Annotated in this window: 24 protein-coding genes and 4 pseudogenes; 13 read left to right on the top strand and 15 right to left on the bottom strand. The window is 37.7% G+C overall.

Features of this window, described 5'->3' with window-relative positions; all coding sequences use genetic code 11:
• The first annotated feature begins 5 nt into the window (after positions 1 to 5).
• On the top strand, positions 6 to 1,310 hold the full coding sequence (locus FFV08_10810; GenBank protein ID QLB53035.1) for a hypothetical protein: 1,305 nt from the start codon (positions 6 to 8) through the stop codon (positions 1,308 to 1,310).
• On the opposite strand, the gene FFV08_10805 is transcribed toward FFV08_10810, so the two are convergent.
• Both FFV08_10805 and FFV08_10800 read right to left on the bottom strand, forming a co-directional pair.
• A complete protein-coding gene (locus FFV08_10805; protein QLB53034.1) occupies positions 1,243 to 2,187 on the bottom strand; it encodes an IS30 family transposase in 945 nt (314 codons plus the stop codon). The two genes, FFV08_10810 and FFV08_10805, sit on opposite strands and share 68 nt — an antisense overlap.
• Positions 2,162 to 2,283: pseudogene (locus tag FFV08_10800) on the bottom strand (TIGR00730 family Rossman fold protein). Before FFV08_10800 ends, FFV08_10805 begins: the two are co-directional and overlap by 26 nt.
• Before the next feature lie 518 nt (positions 2,284 to 2,801).
• On the opposite strand from FFV08_10800, the gene FFV08_10795 reads away from it, so the two are divergent.
• The 7 genes from FFV08_10795 (at position 2,802) to lctO (ending at position 9,463) form a co-directional block, all read left to right on the top strand.
• The gene (locus FFV08_10795; protein QLB53033.1) at positions 2,802 to 3,872 is read left to right on the top strand and encodes a TOMM precursor leader peptide-binding protein; all 1,071 of its coding nucleotides are present in this window, start codon (positions 2,802 to 2,804) and stop codon (positions 3,870 to 3,872) included.
• 20 nt (positions 3,873 to 3,892) lie between these two features.
• Positions 3,893 to 4,606, top strand: a complete 714-nt coding sequence (locus FFV08_10790; protein QLB53032.1) for a hypothetical protein — start codon at positions 3,893 to 3,895, stop codon at positions 4,604 to 4,606.
• 24 nt (positions 4,607 to 4,630) lie between these two features.
• The gene (locus FFV08_10785; protein ID QLB53031.1) at positions 4,631 to 5,506 is read left to right on the top strand and encodes a SagB/ThcOx family dehydrogenase; all 876 of its coding nucleotides are present in this window, start codon (positions 4,631 to 4,633) and stop codon (positions 5,504 to 5,506) included.
• Positions 5,507 to 5,508: 2 nt separating this feature from the next.
• Complete coding sequence (locus tag FFV08_10780; protein ID QLB53030.1) at positions 5,509 to 6,234, top strand: CPBP family intramembrane metalloprotease; 726 nt, start codon at positions 5,509 to 5,511, stop codon at positions 6,232 to 6,234.
• Positions 6,235 to 6,239: 5 nt separating this feature from the next.
• The gene (locus FFV08_10775; protein ID QLB53029.1) at positions 6,240 to 6,794 is read left to right on the top strand and encodes a CPBP family intramembrane metalloprotease; all 555 of its coding nucleotides are present in this window, start codon (positions 6,240 to 6,242) and stop codon (positions 6,792 to 6,794) included.
• A 25-nt stretch (positions 6,795 to 6,819) separates the two neighbouring features.
• Positions 6,820 to 8,112: a hypothetical protein gene (locus FFV08_10770; GenBank protein ID QLB53028.1), complete on the top strand. Its 1,293-nt coding sequence runs from the start codon at positions 6,820 to 6,822 to the stop codon at positions 8,110 to 8,112.
• Between the two features lie 214 nt (positions 8,113 to 8,326).
• Positions 8,327 to 9,463 carry an L-lactate oxidase gene (gene lctO / locus FFV08_10765; GenBank protein QLB53027.1) on the top strand — a complete coding sequence of 379 codons (1,137 nt, stop codon included), beginning with the start codon at positions 8,327 to 8,329 and terminating at the stop codon, positions 9,461 to 9,463.
• A 211-nt stretch (positions 9,464 to 9,674) separates the two neighbouring features.
• On the opposite strand, the pseudogene FFV08_10760 reads toward lctO, so the two are convergent.
• The 13 genes and pseudogenes from FFV08_10760 to FFV08_10700 form a co-directional block, all read right to left on the bottom strand.
• Positions 9,675 to 10,328, bottom strand: a pseudogene (locus tag FFV08_10760) (transposase).
• 354 nt (positions 10,329 to 10,682) lie between these two features.
• The gene (locus FFV08_10755) at positions 10,683 to 12,167 is read right to left on the bottom strand and encodes a DUF1846 domain-containing protein (GenBank protein ID QLB53026.1); all 1,485 of its coding nucleotides are present in this window, start codon (positions 12,165 to 12,167) and stop codon (positions 10,683 to 10,685) included.
• A 179-nt stretch (positions 12,168 to 12,346) separates the two neighbouring features.
• Positions 12,347 to 12,742 carry a single-stranded DNA-binding protein gene (locus FFV08_10750; GenBank protein ID QLB53025.1) on the bottom strand — a complete coding sequence of 132 codons (396 nt, stop codon included), beginning with the start codon at positions 12,740 to 12,742 and terminating at the stop codon, positions 12,347 to 12,349.
• 45 nt (positions 12,743 to 12,787) lie between these two features.
• Positions 12,788 to 13,404 (bottom strand): annotated as a pseudogene (locus FFV08_10745) (HAD family phosphatase).
• Between the two features lie 14 nt (positions 13,405 to 13,418).
• A complete protein-coding gene (locus tag FFV08_10740; protein ID QLB53024.1) occupies positions 13,419 to 14,384 on the bottom strand; it encodes an SIS domain-containing protein in 966 nt (321 codons plus the stop codon).
• Between the two features lie 32 nt (positions 14,385 to 14,416).
• Positions 14,417 to 15,232, bottom strand: coding sequence for a PTS system mannose/fructose/sorbose family transporter subunit IID (locus FFV08_10735; protein QLB53023.1), 816 nt, complete (start codon positions 15,230 to 15,232; stop codon positions 14,417 to 14,419).
• Positions 15,233 to 15,243: 11 nt separating this feature from the next.
• Positions 15,244 to 16,008 (bottom strand): PTS sugar transporter subunit IIC, encoded by a 765-nt coding sequence (locus FFV08_10730; protein QLB53022.1) that lies wholly within the window; start codon positions 16,006 to 16,008, stop codon positions 15,244 to 15,246.
• Positions 16,009 to 16,020: 12 nt separating this feature from the next.
• Positions 16,021 to 16,490: pseudogene (locus FFV08_10725) on the bottom strand (PTS sugar transporter subunit IIB).
• Positions 16,487 to 16,885: a PTS sugar transporter subunit IIA gene (locus FFV08_10720; GenBank protein QLB53021.1), complete on the bottom strand. Its 399-nt coding sequence runs from the start codon at positions 16,883 to 16,885 to the stop codon at positions 16,487 to 16,489. The pseudogene FFV08_10725 and the gene FFV08_10720 overlap by 4 nt, the downstream one beginning before the upstream one ends.
• A gap of 65 nt (positions 16,886 to 16,950) precedes the next feature.
• Positions 16,951 to 17,661 (bottom strand): GntR family transcriptional regulator, encoded by a 711-nt coding sequence (locus FFV08_10715; protein QLB53020.1) that lies wholly within the window; start codon positions 17,659 to 17,661, stop codon positions 16,951 to 16,953.
• 132 nt (positions 17,662 to 17,793) lie between these two features.
• The gene (locus FFV08_10710; protein ID QLB53019.1) at positions 17,794 to 18,420 is read right to left on the bottom strand and encodes a DUF4479 domain-containing protein; all 627 of its coding nucleotides are present in this window, start codon (positions 18,418 to 18,420) and stop codon (positions 17,794 to 17,796) included.
• A 16-nt stretch (positions 18,421 to 18,436) separates the two neighbouring features.
• Complete coding sequence (locus tag FFV08_10705) at positions 18,437 to 18,754, bottom strand: thioredoxin family protein (GenBank protein QLB53302.1); 318 nt, start codon at positions 18,752 to 18,754, stop codon at positions 18,437 to 18,439.
• A complete protein-coding gene (locus FFV08_10700; protein ID QLB53018.1) occupies positions 18,754 to 19,038 on the bottom strand; it encodes a DUF4651 domain-containing protein in 285 nt (94 codons plus the stop codon). The genes FFV08_10705 and FFV08_10700 overlap by 1 nt, the downstream gene beginning before the upstream one ends.
• Before the next feature lie 179 nt (positions 19,039 to 19,217).
• Between FFV08_10700 and pepA the strand changes: the two genes are divergently transcribed.
• The 5 genes from pepA (at position 19,218) to FFV08_10675 (ending at position 24,789) form a co-directional block, all read left to right on the top strand.
• On the top strand, positions 19,218 to 20,285 hold the full coding sequence (pepA, locus tag FFV08_10695; GenBank protein QLB53017.1) for a glutamyl aminopeptidase: 1,068 nt from the start codon (positions 19,218 to 19,220) through the stop codon (positions 20,283 to 20,285).
• Between the two features lie 248 nt (positions 20,286 to 20,533).
• The gene (locus tag FFV08_10690; GenBank protein ID QLB53016.1) at positions 20,534 to 21,520 is read left to right on the top strand and encodes a sugar ABC transporter substrate-binding protein; all 987 of its coding nucleotides are present in this window, start codon (positions 20,534 to 20,536) and stop codon (positions 21,518 to 21,520) included.
• On the top strand, positions 21,520 to 22,833 hold the full coding sequence (locus tag FFV08_10685) for a sensor histidine kinase (GenBank protein ID QLB53015.1): 1,314 nt from the start codon (positions 21,520 to 21,522) through the stop codon (positions 22,831 to 22,833). Before FFV08_10690 ends, FFV08_10685 begins: the two co-directional genes overlap by 1 nt.
• On the top strand, positions 22,826 to 23,509 hold the full coding sequence (locus FFV08_10680) for a response regulator transcription factor (GenBank protein ID QLB53014.1): 684 nt from the start codon (positions 22,826 to 22,828) through the stop codon (positions 23,507 to 23,509). Before FFV08_10685 ends, FFV08_10680 begins: the two co-directional genes overlap by 8 nt.
• Positions 23,506 to 24,789: a sugar ABC transporter substrate-binding protein gene (locus FFV08_10675; GenBank protein QLB53013.1), complete on the top strand. Its 1,284-nt coding sequence runs from the start codon at positions 23,506 to 23,508 to the stop codon at positions 24,787 to 24,789. The genes FFV08_10680 and FFV08_10675 overlap by 4 nt, the downstream gene beginning before the upstream one ends.
• Positions 24,790 to 24,874: the final 85 nt, after the last annotated feature.

The raw sequence follows: 24,874 nt of genomic DNA, 5'->3' as shown, positions 1-24,874 counted from the left end.
ATTATATGGAAGTTCAAAAAAATTATTTGAATCAAGGGAATTCTTTGTTTAGATATTTTACCAACGAAGAAGATGCTAAGTCAACATTAGATTTGACTACTTTCTTCTCACCATACGGTCCATTTAAACGAAATTATTCGTATTTTGGTCCGGGTGGAATTTTGCAGATGTATGCTAGTTTCACTGAAAATTATGACGTTGACTATATTTTGAATAAGCTTTTAGGATTATCTGACTTAAACACTGATTTTGATAAGAGTTTAAATGTAGGTGGAAAAGGAATATACTTACATCAAGCATTTATTTCTAGTATTTCTGAAATGGCAGAAAGAATGTTTGGTTCTTTAGCATATCTGGAGGTTAAAGACAGTATAATTTATTCTACTTACAAAGATTTAGTAAAAAGAGGGGAAAACGTAATTAGTCCAGATTCTTTGCAACTTTTTGCCAAAGAACAATATGAATCTAGTGATTTTCAATATGAAGTTTTTACTGAAGATTCATACATTGGGTGGATTGAGGGTGAGCGTCTATTTTCAAAGGAAAAAATATTGGTTCCAGCCCAGCTCATATTGTTATTTTATATGCTTAAGCCTAATGAAACTTGTATAGGATATTCAACTAGTGGCGGATTAGCAAGCAACATAAACTTTGAAGAGACGGTCTATCGTGGAATTACAGAATTAATAGAACGTGATGCGGTAAACTTAAGATGGACATGTAATATCTCTCCTGATCCTATTGTGTTGGATGAAAAGTTATCTAAAGATGAATTTAATAATTATAAAGAAAAATCGGAATTATTGGGAGGAGAGATTAATTATTATCTACATACATTAGATTTTGATGTACCAGTGGTAAGTGCTGTACAGATAAATCCAAATTTTAATCGCTATGCTTTTATTGCAGGAGGAGGTGTGGATGTAGATATTGAAAAAGCTATTTTAAGTGCATTCAAAGAATACGGGCAGTCACTGGAACCAATATTATTCTCACTTATGTCTCCTGATACATCTTATTCGCAAGGGATGCGTAAGATGTTAGAAGTAGATAGAGATGCAGATATTAGTAATATTGATCATTTCTTTAAGATTATGTCATTTTATGGGTATAGAAATAATCTTGAAAAACTAAAAGATTATTTTGGAGGAAGTAATTTTACTAAATTCAGTGATTTACAGAAAAAATATCCAAATAGGGAAAATAAATTGGAATATTTATATAATTTCCTAAATTGTCAAATTAAGTTAGACTTTTCAAGTAACTCAGAAAAACTTGGTATGGTGTTTGATAATTTAAAGATTTCCTAGGAATTCTATTTCTTTTATCAGCGATAGCTGATAAATAATTTTGAGAAATAGCAGTAAAATCCATTTGTTTCGGTAATCCATTTCGTCTTAATAAGCCATTAGAATGTTCATTGAGGCCTCTTTGACCAGGACAGCCTGGATCCGCAAAGAAAATATCAATGTCATGCGCATTCGAAATAGACTTCCAATTAGAAAATTCTTTCCCACAATCAAAAGTTATCGACTTAAAAAGATGGCTGGGAACTTGAGACAACCATTGATTGATGGAAACCTCAATATCACTTGCTTTCCGTCCATTAGTTTTCAGTGTGATGATGGCTTTTGAGAGGCGTTCTACCAAAGTAATAACCGCACTTTTGTGTTTCTCGCCAACAATGGTATCCCCTTCTAGATGACCAAATTCTGTCTTAAAATTAGGATAAATGGCTGCTCTCTCACGTAAATCTCTGCGAAACGCTTGTTTTCCTCGTTTTTCGCTATGACCATTTGGTTTTCTTTTGCCTTTCCAAGGGAGATCCTCTTTCTTTAAAATACCACGGTCTGCTAGTCGATAGAGAGTTCTCATAGAACAAGAAACCCTATCTGGATAAGTTCCTTTAATGACATCAAGGCTCCAATTTTGTTCCAAATGAGTTTGGATAAAATCTTTTTCTGCTTGCGTAAGCCTTGTTTTATTCCTGCCACAGCGTTTCTTATTGATTTTATATCGGTTATAGTAATCATAAGCAGAGTGCCCCTCTTTCAGATAGTTGATGACATTGTAGATGGTCTGTTTTGATCTTCCAAGAGCTTTTAGAATATCTGTAACTTTTATACCTTCTTTGTAGTAAGCCTCTATCATTACAAGCTCGTTTGTGGTAAGATGTGTATAGGTCATTTATGTTAGTTCCTTTCAGACAAATGTGGTGTTTATCTGAGCCTAACATAGATGGCTTTTTCTGTCTAGCTTAATTTTACAAATTGGGTTTATTAAAGAAGAAGGGGATTGACCCAATTTATTTTGATTTTACACCGATGCAGATGAAACATAATAAAATAATTAAAATTTTTATCCCAGAACTATGCCCACCTTATTTGCATTCTAAGCCATTCTATGGGCATAGTAGATACTATGAATTACCAAAAGAAATGGGGTATTCTAATAGAAGATTAACTTTTGAAGAGCTCAATAAAAATCCTGTCCCTTATCCATAAGTTCATCAGCATTTTGTAAATTAATATATAAAATCGGAGGTAAATTATGTTAATTAAAATTTCTGACCGTTCATTCGATAAACTGTCATCAAGAATTGATGATATTAAACCAGCAGCTGGTTGCTGTACTTGTACTTGTTGGTGTAGTATTGTAGCTACAACTGAAAGTGAAAGTAGTGAAATTTAATACACTTTATTGATCCTATTTAATTTTGGTTAATATTTGGGTAAGGGATAGAATTTTTAAATTATATTAATTTATAAAATGCGTTTTTATATTAAAAAGGAGAATTGGACATGAATAATACATTAGATGAAGAAATTTTGGTTAATCCTTATATTAGAGTTATCCCGATTAACTCTAACGAGGTTTTGATTAAACACTCTGGTCAAAGTGGCTATTCTAAATTATTTGAAGATGAAAACAAATCCGGTTTAATGGGGAAAGTTTTTAAATTTTTTAAAAAGCCAGCGACAATCAATAATTTTTTGAGTCTTTATGATATTGAAGAGGCAGATGATGTTATTGGTTTCATTCAAGAGTGTAAGACTGAACATATTATCCTTAAGAAAACAGATGATATTTTAAATTCGTATTATAAGTTACTATTCAATTATAAAATTGATGAATTAGCAGATCTTACCATTGGTATTGTTGGTTTAGGAATTTTAGGCAGTCGTGTACTTAGTATGCTTACAAATTTAGGATTGCAAAACTTTATTCTGATTGATGATAGAGAGGTTCAAAATTCTAAAATAGAGGAAAAATATTTACATTATCGTGAAGTTCCTTTAGGTAAGAAATATGTTAAAATTGCAAAAGATGAGTATTCTAATGTTTTAGAAATTTATGATGCTTTTAGCACAGAATACATTGAAGCATTTGTAAAAGAATCTGATTTTATTATTTATTCACAAGATATGTTGCGCTCTAATCTACTTCATAAATTGAACTCTGCATGTATAGAACACAATCGAGTGTGGTTATTGTCATATATTGATGGAAGTGAATGTTATGCTGGGCCAATTTTTATTCCAGGCTCTACAGCTTGTTTTAATGAGGTTGAAATCCAGTTAGATGCTTCTTATCCTACTTATGCGAGAAACGATTATTCATTATACAGAGAGTATGTAGATGATATTGCTTCAGAGGATATGATTTTAACTCTACCACATTATGCTGATACTCTTTCAGGTATTGTATGTAACGAAGTATTTAAATATTTGAACTCTAGTAATACTTCTTTATCAAACTCAGTTGTTAAAATTGATATGGAAAACATGGAGTTTGACTACATTAATATTTTGAAATATCCTAGATGTCCAGCTTGTAAGAAGAATAGTGGATTTAAAAATATGTTTTTGTGAGAATCTTAGGGGGAAATCATATGGATAAATATGAACAAGAGCTGTTCCCTACAGAGAACAGTAAAGTCCTTAGAGGGAGTTTTGAAAATGACTATATGAGACGCTTATCTAAAATAGATAATATAGCAGAAGTATATCATGAGAACTCAAAGATTTACTATGAAATTAAGAATAAAATTATTAATGGATTAGACGAGATGCACCGGGTTAATATGTGGGCGAAGTCAAAATTTAATGATCCTTTACAAGAAGACTTGATGCAAGAACAGCAAATTATAAAAAACATTAATGATTTAAAATCTGAAAATTCTTCTATAGGTCAACTGTCTAATTTATTTAAAAACTCAAAATTTAAAGAGGTAGACGATGGTATTAATTTCATGGTATATGTAAATGGCAGAGTTTATATATTAAATAGAAATAGTGATTTGTTTATTAAACAAATTAACAGTATCTCAGCTGACGATATAGGTAGTATTTTTTTGACTAAACAATCTGATGCAGTTAACAATATATATATTTTTGTGATTGGAAAACCATGGCGATATATGAGATTTATTGGAGCTAGTGGTTATCGACAATGTTTGCTGGATGCGGGCGAGGCAATCAAAATTTTACAAGACAATTTAAATAATGTTAATATAACGAAAATATTTTACGATGATGCAGTTCATAGCATACTTAATTTAGATGGAATTGAGAATATATGTTTAGGAATCGCATCATATCATTAAGATATTAAATTTAGGGGTAGTATCATGGATATAAATATTGACGGGATGAAAACAACAGAAAGCAATTATGATGTTCAAATTTTAGACTTTATTAATATTGCAAAGCGACATGCTAGTAAGAGGGAACAGAGTCATTTGTCTCTAATTACAAATTATTTAAAATATGATCAAGACGACATTGATGAATCAATTTTTTTGAATCCAGGGTCTGTACATTCTCCTAGTTTGGTAAAAGATTATGGCTTGAATACAAAAATTTACAAACTAGAAAATCGAAGTAATGAAAAGAATGGTGGTATGCCCATTTATGATTTAATGAGAATCCGAGCTTCTAGGCGAGATTATTCATACCAAGAGATCCCTTTTGAGGTTTTAAGTGATATTATCTATTTTTCTTATGGTAAAAGAGGAACTATGAGAGCTTATAATAAGGAGGATTTCAGTCTCAGATATGCTCCATCAGCTGGTGGGCTACAATCAAATGATTTATACGTTGTTGCAAATAGAGTAAAAGGAATTGAGAGAGGATTATATTATTATGATTTTTTGTCTAATTCGTTGATGCTTATTGAAGAAGGATATATGAAGGAGCGCTTAAAAGATTGTTGTGTGAATCAAGAATTTATGAAGGATGCTAGTGCAGTAGTGATTCTTGTCGGTAATGTTGCAAGAATAAAGTGGAAATATGGCAAAAAATCTTATAGATTTGTACATGTTGATACAGGAATTGTATCAGAAAATATACACTTGATGTCTACTGCAAATAAAATACGTTCATGTATGATTGCCGGTTTTGATGATGATAAGATTAATGAATTTCTGAATTTGGATGGTGAAGATGAATTTGTTAGTTTGTTGGTAACTTTAGGAACTGCCCCATGGAATCTTAAGGAGAGTTAATTATGGTTCAAAACGATATCAAAGCATATACAGGTAGTTCCTTCTCATGGAGGATTGTGATTTTATTTGTACTTTTGGGGACTATTCTTTCTCAATTTTTATCGTTTATTGCTATTAAAAGTGGTATTCTATTTACTTCTTTTCTTGAAACTTATCATATAGATCAAGTGAATGCTTTCTTGTCTATTTATTGTATATCCTCTTTTTTATCTGGGATACTAGTTTTACTATATTGTAGATCAAAAAAGATTTCTTTGAAAGAAATAGGCTTACAAGGTAAGATAACATTTCAAATGTGTCTATCAAGCTTGTTTTTTGTAGTAGTGGGAGTGCTATTATATAGTTTTTTTGAAGATGTTCTACATATGCAGATGTATTGGAGTGCCAATCAGTCCTATTCTGTAATTCCTTCATCTGTCACAGATATCATATTATTGGTGTTTTGTACAGGTATATTGGTTCCAATTGGCGAAGATATAGTTTTTAGAGGGCTTCTCTTATCAAAATTAAATTCTAGATATAGTGAAATATCCTCTTTATTTATTGCTTCGTTTATTTTTGCAATTGTTCATCTTCCTTTTTATGGTCCAGGTTTAACATTATATATGTTTTTTTGGACATGTATAAGTTGTACATTATTTTTTAAATATCAAAGTTTATACCCATGTATGTTATTCCATATTTTAAATAATATATTAGCTTATATAATTTTACCATTACTTTTTTGAATTTTATGATAGTACTGTTTACATTTTTAATCCCATTAGTTAATTTCATTTTTAACATTTTTTTGATTAAATTTAATAAAGATAATGATTTTGAATGGTATAATCAGCTGTTTTTCTTTTGTAGTTTGGTGATTTGTATATTACTCTCTTTAAAAATTTTATTAGAAAATAATGTTTCAGCAATATTATATGGGTTCTCATTAATAGTCTTATCAGCAATTTTAGTAATTAGTAAATATAAGTTGTTGCCTAGTTATATACAAAAAAACATAAAAATAATTCTATTTATGCCAATTATTGAGGAAATCATTTTTAGATTCATTCTTATAAGCTATTTAATTAATTATTATGAAGTCAATAAATTATATTCATTGGTTATATCTGCATTAAGTTTTGGTATATTTCATTATTTTGGAGGAATGAAGGAAGTTTTCATAAAATCTATAATTGGAGTCTTCATTGGGGGATTATATTTATTGAGTAATAATTTATTACTGTGTTTAATGTTGCATATGTCTTTTAACTATTGCGTTTTAAAGCGAAATGGAGGGAGGAGCTAATGGAAACAAGTATATTTTGTAAAAAATGTTTGATGGATTAAAAATATATGAAAATGTATGTGTTGTAATAGATGGGAAATTTATAAAGGAGATTAGATATATAGGCGACGAGGATTTTATTGATACCAATTATGCTAAAAAAAATATAATAACGTGTAATTTTCTTATGCCTGGTCTCATTGATGCCCATGTTCATATAACTGGATATAGTGAACGTTTTCTAGGAGTTAATCCATATTTGCCTATTGAAAATTTTTTAAATTTGCTTGTTTCAAGAGGAATTACTTCTGTTAGAGATACAGGAAATAGTGTTGAGGCTATTCAATATGCACGAAAATGGTGTGAAAGAAATTTCAATATTAAAATTTCTTTTTCTGGTCCGATATTGGATTGTTGGCCAATTACTTGGCAGTTCAGTAGACTAATTGATACTGAGGAAGAGGCAAAAGAAAATATAAAATCTTTAAAATCAGAAGGAGTAGACTTTATTAAAGTCTATAAAAATATTGATGAACGGTTATTAAGAAATATTGTAAAAATATCTAATGAAGAAAATCTTTATGTGGCAATTGATAACCCTAATATTACAACTGAAAAGCAACTTAAAGCAGGTGTGAAAACTATTGAACATATATCTAATGTATTAAATGTTGATAATTCTTGTTCAGCAAATCTTTATCAAAAACTTGAAAATGTGACTGATAAGCAGCTGGAAGTTATTATAGAATTATTTAAAAAGAACAAGGCTTATTTATGTCCGACTATCCTAACTGTAAGTAGATTATTGGATCCTGATAGAATGATAAAGGAGCCTAATTTGAAATTTATGAGCACGGTGATGCCTTACCATAAATATTTAGAACAAATGAAATCTAAAGTAGGCTATTTATTTGGAAAGAAATACATGCAGGAATCCTTAAAGCTTGATTTAAATAGTGTTAGCAAGGGAAGGGTCAAAGAAGCGATAAATAAATTAAATTGTATACTTAAAAAAATGAGTGATTCAGGAGTTAAGTTACTTATGGGAACGGATACTCCAAATCCTTCAATTGTACCGGGATTTAGTCTTCATGATGAAATGGTTTATTGGGAAGAAATTGGGATAGATAGAGTTGATATCCTTAAGACTGTAACTTTCTTTAATTCTAATTTGATTAGCGATAATATTGGGAAGATACAGGTGGGCATGAAAGCTGATTTATTGCTTCTCAATCAAAATCCTTTGGACAGTATGGAAAATATCAAGGATATTAAATGTGTAATAGTTGAAGGAAAATTTGTGGATCAAGTTAATTTAAAGGACTTAGATGATGATTAGGGGGAAATTAATTATTAAGCTTATAACCTTAGTTTAACAGACTTGTTCGGAAACCATATATTGAGTCAGTCCACTTTAAGTGGTTGGCACAAAAGCAAGCGACTTCGTCGTTTCATTGCTAAAAGAAAGGCTCTAGGTCTTTTCGTTTACCTCATAAGGTTAGCTGTGTTTGGTTAATAAAATCGCTTGCTCTAAGGAACTAGGAGGAAGATTTATGACTTATAAAACAAGCAATGCTGAAGGTCCGGTGGATTTTATTGATACTCATGATCTGGAGCGTATGGCCCAGAGGGTTATTCCAAAAGCAGCTTTTGGCTATATTGCTAGCGGTGCTGAGGATACATTTACCCTCAGAGAGAATATCCGGGCTTTTAACCACAAGCTAATCGTGCCTCACATCCTGCGCAATGTGGAAAATCCCAGCACCGAAATCGAATTTGACGGGGACAAGCTGTCCTCACCAATTATCATGGCACCGGTTGCAGCCCACAAGTTAGCCAATGAGCAGGGAGAAGTTGCAACAGCCAAAGGAGTACATGAATTTGGTTCCCTCTATACCATCAGCTCTTACTCGACGGTTGACCTGCCTGAGGTGACTGAGGCCTTGCAGGGGACTCCGCATTGGTTCCAATTTTACTTTAGCAAGGATGATGGCATTAACCGCCATATCATGGACCGAGTCAAGGCTCTGGGCTACAAAGCTATCGTCCTGACTGCTGATGCCACTGTCGGTGGCAATCGGGAAGTTGACAAGCGCAATGGCTTTGTCTTTCCCGTTGGCATGCCGATTGTTGAGGAATACCTGCCAGAAGGAGCCGGCAAGACCATGGACTTTGTCTATAATTCAGCCAAGCAAAAACTATCACCTCGCGATGTGGAATTTATTGCAGCCTACTCCGGTCTGCCTGTTTACGTCAAGGGATCGCAATGCCGAGAGGATGTGGAGCGCTCTCTGGATGCTGGGGCATCCGGTATCTGGGTGAGTAACCACGGCGGCCGTCAGATTGATGGCGGACCTGCTACCTTTGACTCCCTGCAAGAAGTGGCTGAAACGGTTGATAAGCGCGTGCCTATTGTCTTTGACTCTGGCGTCCGCCGCGGCCAGCATATCTTTAAGGCTTTGGCTTCCGGAGCTGACTTAGTTGCCATTGGCCGGCCGGTCATCTACGGACTGGCCCTAGGCGGTAGTGTCGGTGTTCGTCAGGTCTTTGAACACCTTAATGACGAGCTCAAAATCGTCATGCAGCTGTCCGGAACCCAGACCATTGAAGATATCAAACACTTCAAACTACGCCATAACCCTTACGGTCCTACCTTTGCAGCGGATCCGCATGAGTTGAAGCTTTACTGAAGTAATTACGACCAGCCTCATTGAACTGGTTTTTATCTATCTTAAGTATAGGAGAGATAGATAACCGTTTTTTTGTTTACGTACAACCATTAAACCTATTCAATATTCCAAAAGAACCCAAGCAAAAATTATTCTGATAAAAAGAAAAGGCGTATCTTAATGATACAAATGAACTTTAATTTAGAGAAAAATAAGACAGTTTCTTGTGTTGCTAGATGTTAAAGAATCCTAAATTGTAGGGCAAAAGAGTCTGTTCAATCGCCAATTGCAATCCTGCTAAAGCCCGAGCAAGCGGATGCTTAATGTCGAACTTTGCATTTAGGACAAAGATTCGAGTTTCAAGAGTTCTTTAGATGGCTAAATTGCAGGATTATTGTGCTCAACAGCGCCTTCCAGGTTCTTACGAAGCGGGCGTACAGATATGAATCCCCTTTGCTTGCATCCAGGCGTTCTTTCATCTCTTTACCTAGGTATCCCAAGTCAGCCAAAACAGTAGAATAAGGAATCATATCCAGCAATTCTTCTGCTGCCTGAATATCATGGATTGAGGCAGGGGTGACCGGATAATCCAAAATATAGCCCGACTCTGTTACTGCCAATATACTTTCAAACCATAGTAGTACATGTTTTTAGAAGCGCAGTAGCCGATGTTGGGCACCTTATTCAAGAAGTTAGCCTGATAATTTCTGCTTGAAACAGCATCAAGGTCAAAACAGAAACATCTGAAACCTTGCATTGTTCTACATTCTTGCGGTGAACCAGCTCATTAGGTGCAACTTTTTGATATAAGTCACGGCAGATTTTACAAAGCCGTGGGCATACTGAGTTGAAGACGATGATTCGGTGTATAATGGAAAGTATCCATCTGGTGTACCTCTCTGCTTTTTTATTCACTTGCAGTGTACACAAAATGGGCTTTTTTGTTAAATAAAATCAACTAACAACAGGGGTGGTATTTATTGGTGTGACATTGCTGTATAAACTTCGACAGCTTATCCACAGACTTAAAAAACTTCCCAATCTGTTGAAGCAAGGCGAGCTAACGGTGTAGCAACGGTTAATGTTCAGTGAAAATCAAAAACAGACTAGGTAACGAGCTACAGGTAGCACGGGCGTACAGCAAAGCGAGTTAACGAAGCATGCTTTTGATTTTCGAAGAGTATAAATTAAATGACTATATAAGCAAGCCCTTGGAATATGTTTCCAGGACTTGTTTTTTTTATTTCCTATACAGCCGGTCATACTGGTAAACGGGGTCCATGGTTACATGGATGCCTAACTTACGCAGGACGTTTTTGTCTTCATCAGTCAGAGTGACGGTGGAGTGGGCCTCGCTGCCCTTGAGATTACCGAGTTGCTGCATGGCATTTGCCGCATCTTGATTTTCCATGGCTGTGATTGCCAGAGCCATCAAGATTTCGTTTGAGTGGAGGCGAGGATTGCGGCTGCCCAGATGATTGATTTTCAGGCCTTGGATTGGCTTGACATACTCAGGCTCAATCAGCTTGGTCTCTTTGGCAATATTGGCTAATTTCTTAATAGCATTAATCAATACAGCTGCCGTAGGACCAAAGAGTTCAGAGGTCTTACCAGTTACGATGTCACCGTTTGGCAATTCCAAGGCCAGAGCTGGCTCACCAGTGCTTTCAGCCTTAGCACGCGCAGCAACTGTTACCTTACGGTCCAGCGGTGTGATACCCAGATCGTTCATCAAGAGTTCGATTTTCTTGACAGCAGATTCAGAAACGCGCTCTGCCTTGAAGTCCAGAATAGTCTGGTAGTAGCGACGGATGATTTCCTGTTGAGATGCCTCGATAGCTGCCTCATTATCTACAATGGCAAAGCCGACCATGTTGACGCCCATATCCGTTGGGGATGCATAAGGTGATTTTCCAAGGATGCGCTCTAGCATACGCTTGAGGACTGGGAAAATTTCAATATCACGGTTGTAGTTGACTGTAGTCTTGCCATAAGTTTGCAGATGGAAAGGATCAATCATGTTGACATCGTCCAAGTCGGCTGTCGCTGCCTCATAAGCTAAATTGACCGGATGGTGCAGGGGCAGATTCCAAACTGGGAAGGTTTCAAACTTGGCATAGCCTGATTTGATGCCATTGATTTGGTCGTGGTACATGTTGGACAAGCAAGTAGCTAACTTCCCAGAACCAGGACCAGGTGCGGTAACAACGACTAGATTACGGCTGGTTTTGATGTAGTCGTTTTTCCCCATACCTTCAGGTGAGATGATATGGTCCATGTCGGTCGGATAGCCCTTGATAGGATAGTGGATGTAGGAGTCGATGCCATTTTTTTCCAACTGGCTGCGGAAGAGGTCAGCTGCCGGCTGGCCAGAATACTGGGTGATAACCACTGAGCCTACATAAATATCCAGCTCGTTAAAGGTATCGATTAGTCGCAACACTTCCTGGTCATAGGAAATGCCCAAATCCCCACGCGCCTTAGAATGCTCAATGTTGTTGGCATTGATAGCAATGACAATCTCTACTTGGTCCTTGAGCTCTTTGAGCAATCTGATTTTATTGTCCGGTTCATAGCCTGGCAGGACGCGGGCAGCATGGAAGTCTTCCAGCATTTTACCGCCGAATTCCATGTAAAGTTTGCCCTCAAATTGATTAATGCGCTCCAAGATATGGTCGCGCTGCAGGTTTAAGTATTTCTCAGAATCAAAAGCAATTTTTTTCATGTATATTTTCACCTCTGCTAAGCATTATAACAAAAAAGAGACATTTTTGGGAGCAAAAGTAGTATTTGAAGATAAATAAAAACAAGCAATCAGAAGAAGAATTTTAAAATAGAACAATAAAAAAACCCAAGGCTTTTCAGCCAAGGTTCTTAATAGAAAAGAAAGGAAAAGTGGGAGTTTTAGAAAGGAAGTTCCTCTTCTTCCAAGACTAGATCAGCTAAATCAGCCCCAGAATTATTTTCACGAATAGCCCGCTGGGCACGACTTTCAAGAAGTTGGAAACCATGACCAAGCACTTCTGTGACATAGTGAGTTACGCCATCTTTCTCATAACGACGGGTCCGTAATTCGCCGTCCAGAGAAATTAAGCTTCCTTTGCTGGCATAACTAGCTAGAGTCTCAGCTGATTTGCCCCAAAGGACGATATTAATGAAGTCTGCTTCGCGCTCACCATTTTGATCCTTGTAACGGCGATTGACCGCAATCGTTGCGCGTGTGACAGATTTTTCATTGCTTGTTTTGTGCAATTCTGGTGTGGCCGTCAAGCGACCGATAATAATGACTTTATTGTACATGTAATTTCCTCCTACTATTACATTCGTAAAAGGAAGAAGAAAATGTTAAATAAATTGAAAAATTTCTTGTAAAGAGTTAATAACGGCATCCGCTTGACTTTGATCAAGTATAGTGACTTGGCGTAAGGCAAGCGTATATAATTCTGCCTGTTTTGCTGCCAGTATGCCTATCGGAGAGTCTTCAATCGCCAAATACTCCCCACCTCCGAGAATTTTTTTAGTAACTAAATAAATTTCAGGATTAGGTTTGCTTTTTTTAAATTCTTCTCCGCTAATAATATAGTCAATATACGGACGAAGGCCAGTTGAGTTGACCATTCGTTCAATCTCTTGTTTGGGAGATGAAGAAGCAATAGCAATTTTTTTATCTCGTTTTTTTAGTTCTTCAAAGACTTCTTTAACATCGGGGTTCAGAATCTTTAGGTAATTGATTGGATTTCCTGTTGATATTTTTTGTATTCATTTTTCAGCCAAGGGGTATTTAAATCATCTGGAATTAGTTTACGCCAAATATTTGTATTAGTCTCACCAATGAAATCCTCAAGTTCTGTATGTTTTGGGGCAATATGATAAGCTTTACAAAAATGAATTCGTCTTTCAAGATAAGCCGGTTCACTATCTATTAGCACGCCATCCATATCAAAAATCACACCATTTATCATAGACTATCTCTTTATTAGTATTCTAATTTCCACATATAACGGCGTTTTGTCAGAGGATGCTCTCTAGCAGTAGCTAATTGCTCTGCATAGACACGGAAAACGGCCGTGATAACAAATGGATTAAAATAGTCTACAACCGTTGATTTAATAACGGAAGACAGGCCATGATCTAAGGCATCAACAGTTGTGACTTTCGCATCAAAACGTTGGAGGAAAGTCAAGGCACGCGCATCAATTGGACGAGTGCTTCCTTCATTCATTAATAAAATAAATGGAACATCTTTATCAACGATTTCAAATGGGCCGTGGAAAAATTCGCCTGAATGGAAAGTGCCTGAATGAATCCACTGCATTTCCATCATCAAACAAATAGATGTAGAATAAGCTACTTCCGTTGTTGCTCCGCTACTCATGACATAGATAACAGGGTCGTCTTTGTACCGATTGGCAAATGTTTGAGCATCTTTTAAAACAGTTGTTGCAGCTTGATTACATAGATCATAGATATGTTTAAAACCTTCTACCATATCATCATAATACTCATACCCTTCAATTTGCTGGAGTAATTCAACCGCAAGTTCAAGGGCGTAGCCTGTTTTTTGCAATTTTGCAGCATAGCTTTCAGAAAAACCGTGAATGATGACATAATCGGCCTCTTTAGTCAAAGGGGAATTCGTTGAGCGTGTTAAACTCACCACATGAGCCCCGTGTTCTTTTGCGACATGATTGGCCTCTACAGTTTCAGGAGTGGTTCCTCCAAGTGATGCGGATATAACAATTGTTTGTGGCCCAAGGTTAGCTGGGGTTGCGTAATTAAATTCATTAGCAGTATAATGACTAATTTGTAGCTTTTTAGCATTTCGTTCTAGAAAATATTTAGCAGGGAACAGGTCTGACTTGGAGGCACCACAGCCTACAAATATAACGGAATGGATATCATGTTTACTTAAAACATCTTGTACAATTTCTTTTGGGTTCATTGAAAAATTCTCCTTTATTTATTGTTTTTAATTTAAGCTAAAATACCTAGAATACTTAACAAAATACCACCAACAATTGAAATGGTCAGCATCCATCCAATACCAACCTTTTTCTTTAACAATCCATACATTAGGAAAGTTAAGGCTAGTGGCAGCATTTGTGGCATAATTCCATCTAAAATATTTTGTAAAACAAATGTTTTACCCGTTGAAATAGGGGTTGTAATACCAATCATACTTGCAATCATTGATCCGATTACCATCAAACCAACAATAGAACAAACATACATGACCTTGTCCATTAATCCTTCCTTATAAAGTTTGGTTAGATATTTCTGCCCCATTTCATAACCAAATTTTCCACCATAGTAGGTCACTAAATAAGATGGAACAAAAGAGATTAACATGGCTAAAATTGGTCCAAGGATACTTCCTTGTTGCGCTAGATTTATTCCCAAACCAAATGCTAAAACCCGAACAGTTCCTTGAAAGAAGGAGTCTCCTACACCAGATAAAGGCCCCATTAAACTCGTTTTCATAGCGTTGATTGTATCAGGATTGAACTCTGCGGGATTCGCAGCGTATTGCTCCTCCATGGACGCAGATAGTCCCAACGCAAATGCACTTGTTTGAGGAGTACAATTATAATAAGCCATATGCCGCTGGTAAGCTTCTTTCTTTCGTTGATCATCTTTAGGGTCTGGATAAAGTCGTTCTAGTGTTGGAGCAATTCCATATAAAAATCCCATATTCATCTGACGCTCGTAATTCCAAGAAGCTTGAATCGCCCAAGAGCGCCAAAAGAATTGTCTAAATTTCTTTTTATTCTCTTTACTAGTTTTTGTCATAATGGACCTCCCTATAAATCATCGCTTATGGTATCAGAAGCAGCAGTTCTTTTAAATTTCAAATCTGCCATAAAGTAAGCGACTAAGCAAGCAAAAAGAGCTACTCCTGTTACTCCTAAACCAGAATAAGCAGTGATTAAGAATCCTAATAGTAAAAATGGCACTAATTTTGTTGTTAACATAGTTTGTAATAATAAAGCAAAACCAAAAGCTGGTAATATCTTAGCGGCTAAACTTAATCCATTGGTTAACCAACTTGGAATTAAAGAAACAATTTGACTTACTACATCTGTTCCAAAGTATACTGCTAGAAAGATAGGCAAGAAATACATGATAGAATATAATAAGGTTCCCCAGACAATATGTATATTTCGAGCCTTTTGATATTCCCCCTTTTCGATTAATCTATCAGCTACGTGTGTCAAATTTGACAAAATTGTTCTCATTAATATTCCTAATAACTGTCCTAATACTGAAATAGGCACAGCAATCGTGAGAGCAGTTTCAGCGTTTGCTTTTGAAAGAATTGAAAAAGCTGTGGCAATAATGGCTGCCATATTCATATCTGGTGGAGCTGCTGCACCAATATTAACTAAACCCAAGGCCATTAACTCAAGCGAAGCTCCAATCATCAAACCCTGACTGACATTGCCTAAGGCTAATCCAACAAAAGTACTAACAATTAAAGGTCTTTCGAAATTTAAACGCCCTAACAAACGAGAATCTAATATACAAAAGACTCCTATCAATCCTAATAATATAGATGTCCCTAACATTTCTGCCTCCTCCTAAATCCTATCATTTAACACTTCCTTTTTAGAAGCCGGAACTTGTTGCATAAATAATTCAATTCCCATGTTTTTTAATTTAATAGAGTCCTCCAATTCTTGGTTATTTAGATAGATGGCTTGACTATATTGTTTTGATCCCTCCTTTTTCGTAATCACACCATAATTAATCTCCGAAATAGCAGAATATTGCTGGCAAAAACTTAAAACGGAACTGGTATTTCCGAAGATCATCATGATATTTTCAGGTAATTGTTCTATTTTAGGCATTTTTCCAACGTTTCTTTAACTGAAAAAATATTTAATTTAGTTCCCGTAGGTTTTGATAAGTTGAGAGATACCTTTTGGAACTCGTCACCGGCAGTAGTATCATCAACGACAATAATACGCTCAATATTTAACTGCTTGCACCATGAAAAGACAACTTGTCCATGCAATAAGCGATGATCGATTCTTACTAATTTAATCATAAGTCATCCTCCTTTATTTGATGATGTAATAGTTCATTAACTAATACGATAGACTTTCTTGCGTCATCTAATGTTTGATACAAATCTAGATGAGAGATTGTTAATAGCTCAATCAGTAAAGGCAAATTCATGCCTGAGTATACTGTTATATCAGGGAATTCATTTAATAAAGATAGAACTTCCGTATTGACACTTCCTCCTAGAATATCAGTTAAAATATAAATCGACTCATTTTCATTAGCGACTAAAATTTTTTGACGAATCAGTTCTTTAACAGAGTCTACTCCATTACAATAAGCTGAGAATGCAAATAAATTCTTTTGCTCCCCCATAATCAGTTCAGCTGTTTGCTTCAGTCCCTCAGCGAACTGTCCGTGGCTGGCTAAAATAATCATATTTCCTCCTTTTCAAATACGTATTATAACGTATTGTTTTAAGTTAAAAGTAATTTCAATATGGTTTACATATCGAATTTATAATAATCTGCAAGATAGTATTGGTGCCCAACATGAATGGGCTTATTATTCTGATCTAATATTACAACATCAAGGAAAAAAAATGGTGTTCCGATTGGTAAGGACATAATATGTGAAATTTCATCATTAGCCAATGCTAATTCTAATGTCCTTGTTCCTGAATGTTCTGGTCGAATTCCTCTTTTTTCTAAAATTTCATAAAGGGAGTCGTTGAGGTTTTCCTCCATCAAAAAATGATAATCTTTATAAGCAAAATAATTATTCTCAAGGAAAATAGGCACACCATCAGCTAATCGCTTTCGACGGATGTAGATGACTTTGTCATTTACTGATACTTCTAGTTTTTTGGCAATTTCTTCAGTAGGGAAAATGATTTTTTTATCTAAAACAACACTGGATGGTGTTAAGCCATTTGTCAAACAGCTTTTAGAGTAACCCATAACATAAGACATTTTCCTTTTAACTGTTTTATGATTAACAAATGTCCCTTTGCCTTGTTGTTTTACCAAATAACCCTCTGCCACTAATTCTTTGATAGCTTTTCTTACAGTCACACGACTAACGCTATATTGTGCTTCTAATTCAGTTTCAGTCGGAATTTTAGTACCTATGGGATACTCTTTGCTGGTAATCTTCTCTTTGATACTATTCTTAATTTGAATATAAAGGGGAATTTGGCTATTTGTAATTGTCATTTCATCTACTCTGTAATACGTTATAATACGTTTTTTCTATATATTACTCTTAAAAAATAAAATTGTCAATAGCTTTTTAGAATTTTTTGATAAAAAAAGGAACTGTTTTTATTAGTTTCTTTCATTTTATTTTTATCCCTGCCAATGTTTTGCTGGATCAAACGCAGTTCCGACAACTTCAGAGTCAGCTAATTCGATAATACCCCGTTTTTGGGGAGCGTTTGGCAGTTGCAACTCACGTGGACTGCACATCATACCAAAACTTTTCTCACCCCGTAGTTCGCCAGGGAAAATAAGGTTTCCCTTAGGCATCATAGCACCAGGGAGAGCAACGATAGTTTTGAGACCTAATCGAGCATTTGGGGCACCAGCTACGATTTGAAGAGTCTTATCTGCTGCGACCTGTACTTGACAGATGTTGAGGTGGTCGCTATCTGGATGAGCAATCATTTCGATGATTTCTCCGACGACAAATTTCGGTTGGAGATCATTGATCAGAGTTTCAGAGAAGCCTTCTTTAGCCAACTCTTGGTTGAGCAGGGCAACCTCTTCGTCATTAAGAAAGATCTGGCCACTTTTTTGGATGTCTACAATATCAGATACTTGGAAAATGTTCCAAGCGACGGTTTCGGCTGTATCTTGTCGGAAAATACGAGCAACATTTCCTTTGCGTTCAACAGAAAGTTTTGCATCTTCGTTGTTGGCAACAATCACCATCAAAACATCGCCAACAAATTCTTTGTTATAAGTAAAAATCATTCTTTTCTCCATTTGATTAGTTTAATGACGCTAAAAAATCATTGATTTCAGACTTGGTTTTTCGATTACGATTGACCAACCGACCTATTTCGTGTCCCTTTTCCAGTACAACCAAACTAGGAATCCCATAGACATCCCAGCGTTTAGCAAGATCGAGATAGGCATCGCGGTCTACTTGGATGAAGGTGAAATTTAGATTTCTTGCCTCAATCTCTGGTAGGGAGGGCTGGATGAAACGACAGTCTCCACACCAGTCTGCTGTGAAAAAGAAGACAGTCCTCCCCTCTGACTGAACGTAAGTTGCCAATTTTTCTATATTTTCAGGAATAATCATCATTCTTCCTCATAAGTTAGCTGGCCGTTTTCGTAGACAAAGGTAAAGTGGCGGTCATCTTCAAGGACTACTCCACCAACCAGTGTATCTTCGCTGGACTCATAGAGTTGCACATAGACCGTAGCAATCTGTCCTTGACTAGCAAAGAAGCTACGGACCAGTTGAATAATCTCTTCTCTCTTTTTGGCTAGCTGTTGTTCTTTGACGACTTTTCGCGCGCCCAAGGCAAGACTTCCTGCTCCAAGAAGAGCAGCTGTTGTTAAAATGATTTTTTTAGCTTTCATGACAATATTTTAACACAAAAAAGAAGGGGGAACAATGGCCAAGATAGAAAAGGAGAAATTGACAGGCGAGAGGACTTGACTGAAAATTTTTTACTTGGATATTTCTCCTGTAGAGAGTTAGGCTTTTGCTACCTATCTTTCCCAAAAAGTGATAAAATAGGGGCAGAAAGAAGGTAAATATGACAGACTTATTTTCAAAAATCAAAGAAGTAACTGAGATTTCTGCAATCTCAGCTCATGAAGGTCCTGTAAGGACTTATTTGCGGGAGAAAATGACTCCGCATGTGGATGAAATGGTGACGGATGGCTTGGGTGGCCTCTTTGGTATCAAACATTCGAATGTAGCAGATGCGCCTCGAGTTTTAGTGGCCTCTCATATGGATGAAGTTGGTTTCTTGGTCAGTGAGATTAAAGCAGACGGTACTTTTCGTGTAGTTGAAATCGGTGGCTGGAATCCTCTTGTGGTCAGCAGTCAGCGCTTCAAATTGTTTACTCGAGAAGGTCGGGAGATTCCAGTGATTTCTGGCTCTGTTCCACCTCACTTCCTACGTGGAGCTGGTGGGACACCAACCCTGCCACAAGTGAGCGATATTGTCTTTGACGGTGGATTTGCCAATAAGGAAGAAGCAGAAAGTTTCGGAATTCGTCCAGGAGATGCTATTGTACCTGATAGCTCAGCGATCTTAACAGCTAATGGTAAAAATGTTATTTCCAAATCTTGGGATAACCGTTACGGCGTTCTCATGGTCAGCGAATTGGCTCAGGCTCTATCAGGTCAAGCTTTAGGTAATGAACTATATGTCGGCGCTAACGTCCAAGAAGAAGTTGGTTTGCGTGGAGCTCACGCCTCAACAACTAAATTTGAGCCTGAATTGTTCTTTGCTGTAGACTGTTCTCCAGCTGGTGATGTATATGGCGGTCAAGGTGCTATTGGTGACGGAACGCTGATTCGTTTCTTCGATCCTGGTCATCTCATGCTACCTAATATGAAAGACTTCCTGCTTACTACGGCTGAAGAAGCTGGTATTAAGTACCAATACTATTGTGCAAAAGGTGGAACAGACGCTGGTGCAGCCCATCTCCAAAACGGTGGTGTTCCATCTACAACTATCGGAGTTTGCGCTCGTTATATCCACTCCCATCAAACACTCTATGCAATGGATGACTTCTTACAAGCTCAGGCATTCTTGCAAGCAATTGTCAAGAAGTTAGATCGTTCAACAGTCGATTTGATTAAAAATTACTAAACTGATAATTGTCTTTTGTGATACTGCAATCAGTAAATAAAACCACTCCGCAGTTACCTGAAGCTCCATGATTCTATTTGGTCATGGGGCTCTTTTAGTGGGGAAGACTAGATTGGAAGTATAGAAAAATTTTGATTTTAGCGATGAAAGGATAGTTGGCTTTTTAGAGCAGATTTTGATTTTTTCTCGCTTTGTAATATAATAATTCTGTATATAAGTGTAGCCTACTAGATAGATTGGGGGTATAAATAGTAGTGAAAACAGAAAAGCAAAGAAGTCATATTCATTTTAAAAATACTTTGTGGCCCCTCTTAGCTCTACTTGTACTGGCTTTATCTTTTGTGTATTTTAAGGGGATTCTTCCGGATCCAAAACAGGTCAAGATTGGGGTGACCTACATGACCATGAACAATGACTTTTACAAGACCTTAAATGCGGAGCTGGAGAAGAAAACCAACCAGCAGGGCAGCCGACTTTACGTTCGGGATCCTGAGCTGGATGAGGGCAAGCAGAGCCAGCAGATCGACTTTTTTGTCCGAGAAAAGGTTGATGTCATTGTTATCAATCCAGTGAAAAGCAATAGTCCAAGTATCATTTCCTCTCTTCAAAAGGCCAAGAAAGCTGGGATTAAAATCATCGTAGTGGATGCGCCTATCAGTCAGGATGTAAAAGTGGATACGACCATTGTGTCTGATAACTACCAAGCAGGCGTCCTGATTGCCCAGGACATGATGAAGCGTCTGCCTTCTGCTAATATTCTCCTTTTAGAGCACCGCAATGCCGTCTCTGCCATGGACCGGATTCAGGGATTTATTGATACGATTGAAAAACAGCCTAGCTACAAGATTATTTCCCAGAAAGAAACACTAGGCCAGACGGAGGAAACTATGCCACAGGTCAAAGGGGCTCTAGACGAAGGTTTGGACTTTAATGTAGTTATGGCACTCAATGATCGAGCAGCCATCGGGGCCTTGGCTGCTATTAAAAATCAAGGTCTTGATAAGAAAATCTCAATCTATGGCGTGGATGGTTCACCAGATATCAAAAACTTTCTGGCTACGACTAGTGATATAGAGGGAACCGTGGCCCAATCTCCCATTCAGATGGGCCGCAAGGTGGCACAGGTAATTGAGCTGATGCAGGAGGGGAAATCCTACGACAGCCAATACCTGATTCCAGTTCATCTGGTTAATAGGGATAATATCAGTCAATACACAGTTACAGGGTGGCAATAATGAGACCTCAAAAAAGTATATTTTACAGCAAAATAGCCCTGATGGTCATCAATCTGGTTGCCATTGTCTATAATGCGTCCATCTATCTCTTTGCGACCAACTATGTAGCGGCTAAGGGCTTCAGTCACTCGCTTTTGGAGCGTTTGGATGCTATTCCCGGCTCTCCCAGCTTGATTTTCTGGGTATCAATTAGCCTCTATGGCAGTTTGCTTTTGGTCATGTACTATCGCGAGCGCCACCCCAATCAGCTGTCCGTCTATGACAAGGCGACCATTATTGAAATCCTGCTCATGCTGGTCATCTTTTCTGTCCTGCATTCGTCCTACAATGGATTGATTCTCTTGGTGTTTGCGGATATTTTCTATGGCTCTAAGGAGTTCAATGCTTCCAAGGACAAGAAGTATTGGTTTTCTTTCATTATTTTGAGCTTTGGCATGCTGCTCTTGTCCAACTATGACCTCATGTCGCTATTTATCAAGCTGCCTTCGCTGGATACTTATATTCGTTTTTACCCAGAGTCCGTTCGGCTTTTACTGCTTTTTGGTAAGAATTTCCTCTATTCTTTAAATATCGTCGTTTTTATGATTTCCTTGCTCTTCTATATCTTGTCGGCTATTACGGAGCGTCATCGGATTGAGGAAGAGCTGCGCATGGCTTCTCAGGCCAATCGCGAGTTGAACTCTTATCTGGCCTTGTCTGAGAAAATAGCAGAAGACCGAGAGCGGAAGCGGATTGCCAGAGAGATTCACGATACATTGGGCCATGCCCTGACAGGAATTTCAGCGGGTATTGATGCGGTCAAGGTCTTGGTTGATATTGATACCAATCGGGCTAAGGAGCAGCTCAATAATGTCTCTGTCGTCGTTCGAGATGGTATCCGTGATGTTCGCGGATCGCTCAATAAGATGCGGCCGGGAGCTCTGGAAAATAACACTTTGAAGGAAGCTCTGATTAAGATTATCCGTGAGTATGAGGCCATCTCTAATTTGGAGATTCATCTCCGCTACGAATGGGATAATATTGACTTGGATATCGCCAAGGAAGACATTGTATTCCGGGTGATTCAGGAGTCTATTACCAACTCTGTCCGCCATGGGCATGCCAAGACTATCTGGATTGAGCTGCTGGAGGAAGAGTCCTATGTAATGACCATTCAGGATGATGGTGTTGGCTTTGATGAACTCCACTATGGCTATGGCCTCAAGCAGATGCAGGAGCGCCTAATGATTATTGGTGGAAGCGTCCGCTTTGAAAATCGGGACGGTTTTTACACGCATATCGAAATCCCAAAAATAGGAGGAAGACATGATTAAGGTTTTAATAGCAGACGATCAGGCCTTGATTCGCGAGTCTCTGCAAATCATTCTGTCTGCCCACGCAGATATTGAGGTAGTCGGGACAGTCGGAGACGGCAAGGAAGTGCTGGAAAAGCTTCATCGGGTACGCCCAGATGTGATTTTGATGGATATTCGCATGCCAGTCATGGACGGTGTTCTCTGTACCAAGGCTGTCAAAGAGCAGTATCCAGATGTTAAGATTATCATTCTGACGACCTTTGATGACGATGAATTTATCTTCTCTGCTCTCAAATACGGTGCGTCTGGTTATATTCTCAAAGGGGTTTCGACAGAAGAGCTTCACGAAGCCATTCAGACAGTCTATCGAGGCGGAGCTATGATCAATCCCAATATTGCCACCAAGGTCTTCAAAATCTTTTCACAGATGGCCCAGTCCAACTTTGCTATCACAGTGACGGAGGAAAATATAGAGGACATGAGCCGGACGGAGTGGAAGATTATCCAGCAGATTGGCTTTGGGATTTCTAATAAAGAAATTGCAGCCAAGCTCTTTCTATCAGAAGGGACAGTCCGAAATTACCTGTCAGGTATCCTAGCCAAGCTCAACTTGCGCGACCGAACCCAGCTGGCTATCTGGGCTGTGCAGACCGGAGTCACCCAGAGAGATTTTAGTAAGGAAAGCGACAAATGAAGTGGAGACTAAGACATTTGGCCCTGCTGGTTGTCCTGATCATATCTGTTGCTCTGGCTTTTGTATTTTGGGCTTCAGCTCAGGAAAAAGTCCTTCGTATAGGTGTCTATGCTGGCTCTAGCTGGGATGTGCCTAACAGCCGCGAAAACAAGGTCTTGGACAGCCTGATTAAAAAATTTGAAAAGACCCATCCACATGTCAAGGTTGTTTATGAAAGCGGTATTCCCAAGGATGATTATGCTGACTGGCTGGCAGAGCAAGTCTTGAAAGGCGAGCAGCCGGATCTCTTTATGGTACCGGAAAACGACTTTAGCATGTTGGCTTCAACTGGCGCGCTTAAATCCTTGGATACCCTCCTAACGGATGATGAACGGACAGCCTTTTATCCGGTGGCTTATGAAGCTGGGCAATATCAGGGAGTCAGCTATGCCCTTCCAGTTGAGAGCAATCCCATCATGATGTGTGTCAATAAAGACCTGCTTGAAAAAGAAGGAATTAGCATTCCTGAGTCAGGTTGGACCTTAGCGGATTTCTATGAGATTTGCAAGAAAGTAACCAAGGATACCAATGGCGATGGTGTGGTGGATCAGTACGGTATTACGGATTACACTTGGCAGCAGGCTCTGGTAGCTTACGGCGGCCATCTTACCGATAAATCCGGTATCAATGTAGACAGCTCAGAGATGCACCAAGCCTTGGCCTTTATGAGCAAGCTAGATATGCTCAGCCAGCACTATAAGGTGACTTCTAATGACTTTGATGAGGGACGGGTGGCCTTCTATCCTATGAGTCTGGCTCAGTATCGGACCTACAAGCCCTACCCTTACCATGTTGCCAAGTATTCTAGCTTTTCTTGGACCTGTATCCCGATGCCAACAGCCAATAGCCAGGTGATGGGAACACAGGTCAAGACCTCGCTCTTTGCCATGTCTTCCAATACCAAGCAAGAGAAGCTGGCTTGGGAATTTATGCTCTTGCTGTCACAGGATAAAGAAAGCCAGCAGGCCTTGTTTGAAAAATCACAGGGGACCTCAGTCTTACCATCTGTGGTGAAAAGTCAACAGGCTAGAGAAATCTTACAGGCAGATGATTTTGGCTTGGATTCCTTGACTTCTGAGAGGTTAGACCACATGATGAATCGCTCTATCATTGACATCAGCCTGGAAGTAGACCGTCATACAATGGACCGGATGGACTATCTGATTCAAAATGCTATGCAGAATCAAGAGATTGACAGTGCCTTGCCGAGCATTCAAAGAGAAATAGAAAGCGGAAAATAATCTGCTTTCTTTTTTATTGCCAATTAAGTCAGAAAAAAGTACAGCTGCCTAGACCAATATGACAAATGTCATATTTTTCCTAACA

It is taken from the genome of Streptococcus sanguinis (genome assembly GCA_013378335.1).
GTDB lineage: Bacteria > Bacillota > Bacilli > Lactobacillales > Streptococcaceae > Streptococcus > Streptococcus sanguinis_I.
This window is presented reverse-complemented; position numbering and strand designations above follow the sequence as displayed.

Bases quoted from the DNA above. Each gene is read 5' to 3' on its own strand.
- FFV08_10810 (QLB53035.1), top strand. From the start codon at position 6: ATGGAAGTTCAAAAAAATTATTTGAATCAAGGGAATTCTTTGTTTAGA.
- FFV08_10805 (QLB53034.1), bottom strand. From the start codon at position 2,187: ATGACCTATACACATCTTACCACAAACGAGCTTGTAATGATAGAGGCT.
- FFV08_10795 (QLB53033.1), top strand. From the start codon at position 2,802: ATGAATAATACATTAGATGAAGAAATTTTGGTTAATCCTTATATTAGA.
- FFV08_10790 (QLB53032.1), top strand. From the start codon at position 3,893: ATGGATAAATATGAACAAGAGCTGTTCCCTACAGAGAACAGTAAAGTC.
- FFV08_10785 (QLB53031.1), top strand. From the start codon at position 4,631: ATGGATATAAATATTGACGGGATGAAAACAACAGAAAGCAATTATGAT.
- FFV08_10780 (QLB53030.1), top strand. From the start codon at position 5,509: ATGGTTCAAAACGATATCAAAGCATATACAGGTAGTTCCTTCTCATGG.
- FFV08_10775 (QLB53029.1), top strand. From the start codon at position 6,240: ATGATAGTACTGTTTACATTTTTAATCCCATTAGTTAATTTCATTTTT.
- FFV08_10770 (QLB53028.1), top strand. From the start codon at position 6,820: ATGTTTGATGGATTAAAAATATATGAAAATGTATGTGTTGTAATAGAT.
- lctO (QLB53027.1), top strand. From the start codon at position 8,327: ATGACTTATAAAACAAGCAATGCTGAAGGTCCGGTGGATTTTATTGAT.
- FFV08_10755 (QLB53026.1), bottom strand. From the start codon at position 12,167: ATGAAAAAAATTGCTTTTGATTCTGAGAAATACTTAAACCTGCAGCGC.
- FFV08_10750 (QLB53025.1), bottom strand. From the start codon at position 12,742: ATGTACAATAAAGTCATTATTATCGGTCGCTTGACGGCCACACCAGAA.
- FFV08_10740 (QLB53024.1), bottom strand. From the start codon at position 14,384: ATGAACCCAAAAGAAATTGTACAAGATGTTTTAAGTAAACATGATATC.
- FFV08_10735 (QLB53023.1), bottom strand. From the start codon at position 15,232: ATGACAAAAACTAGTAAAGAGAATAAAAAGAAATTTAGACAATTCTTT.
- FFV08_10730 (QLB53022.1), bottom strand. From the start codon at position 16,008: ATGTTAGGGACATCTATATTATTAGGATTGATAGGAGTCTTTTGTATA.
- FFV08_10720 (QLB53021.1), bottom strand. From the start codon at position 16,885: ATGATTATTTTAGCCAGCCACGGACAGTTCGCTGAGGGACTGAAGCAA.
- FFV08_10715 (QLB53020.1), bottom strand. From the start codon at position 17,661: ATGACAATTACAAATAGCCAAATTCCCCTTTATATTCAAATTAAGAAT.
- FFV08_10710 (QLB53019.1), bottom strand. From the start codon at position 18,420: ATGATTTTTACTTATAACAAAGAATTTGTTGGCGATGTTTTGATGGTG.
- FFV08_10705 (QLB53302.1), bottom strand. From the start codon at position 18,754: ATGATTATTCCTGAAAATATAGAAAAATTGGCAACTTACGTTCAGTCA.
- FFV08_10700 (QLB53018.1), bottom strand. From the start codon at position 19,038: ATGAAAGCTAAAAAAATCATTTTAACAACAGCTGCTCTTCTTGGAGCA.
- pepA (QLB53017.1), top strand. From the start codon at position 19,218: ATGACAGACTTATTTTCAAAAATCAAAGAAGTAACTGAGATTTCTGCA.
- FFV08_10685 (QLB53015.1), top strand. From the start codon at position 21,520: ATGAGACCTCAAAAAAGTATATTTTACAGCAAAATAGCCCTGATGGTC.
- FFV08_10680 (QLB53014.1), top strand. From the start codon at position 22,826: ATGATTAAGGTTTTAATAGCAGACGATCAGGCCTTGATTCGCGAGTCT.
- FFV08_10675 (QLB53013.1), top strand. From the start codon at position 23,506: ATGAAGTGGAGACTAAGACATTTGGCCCTGCTGGTTGTCCTGATCATA.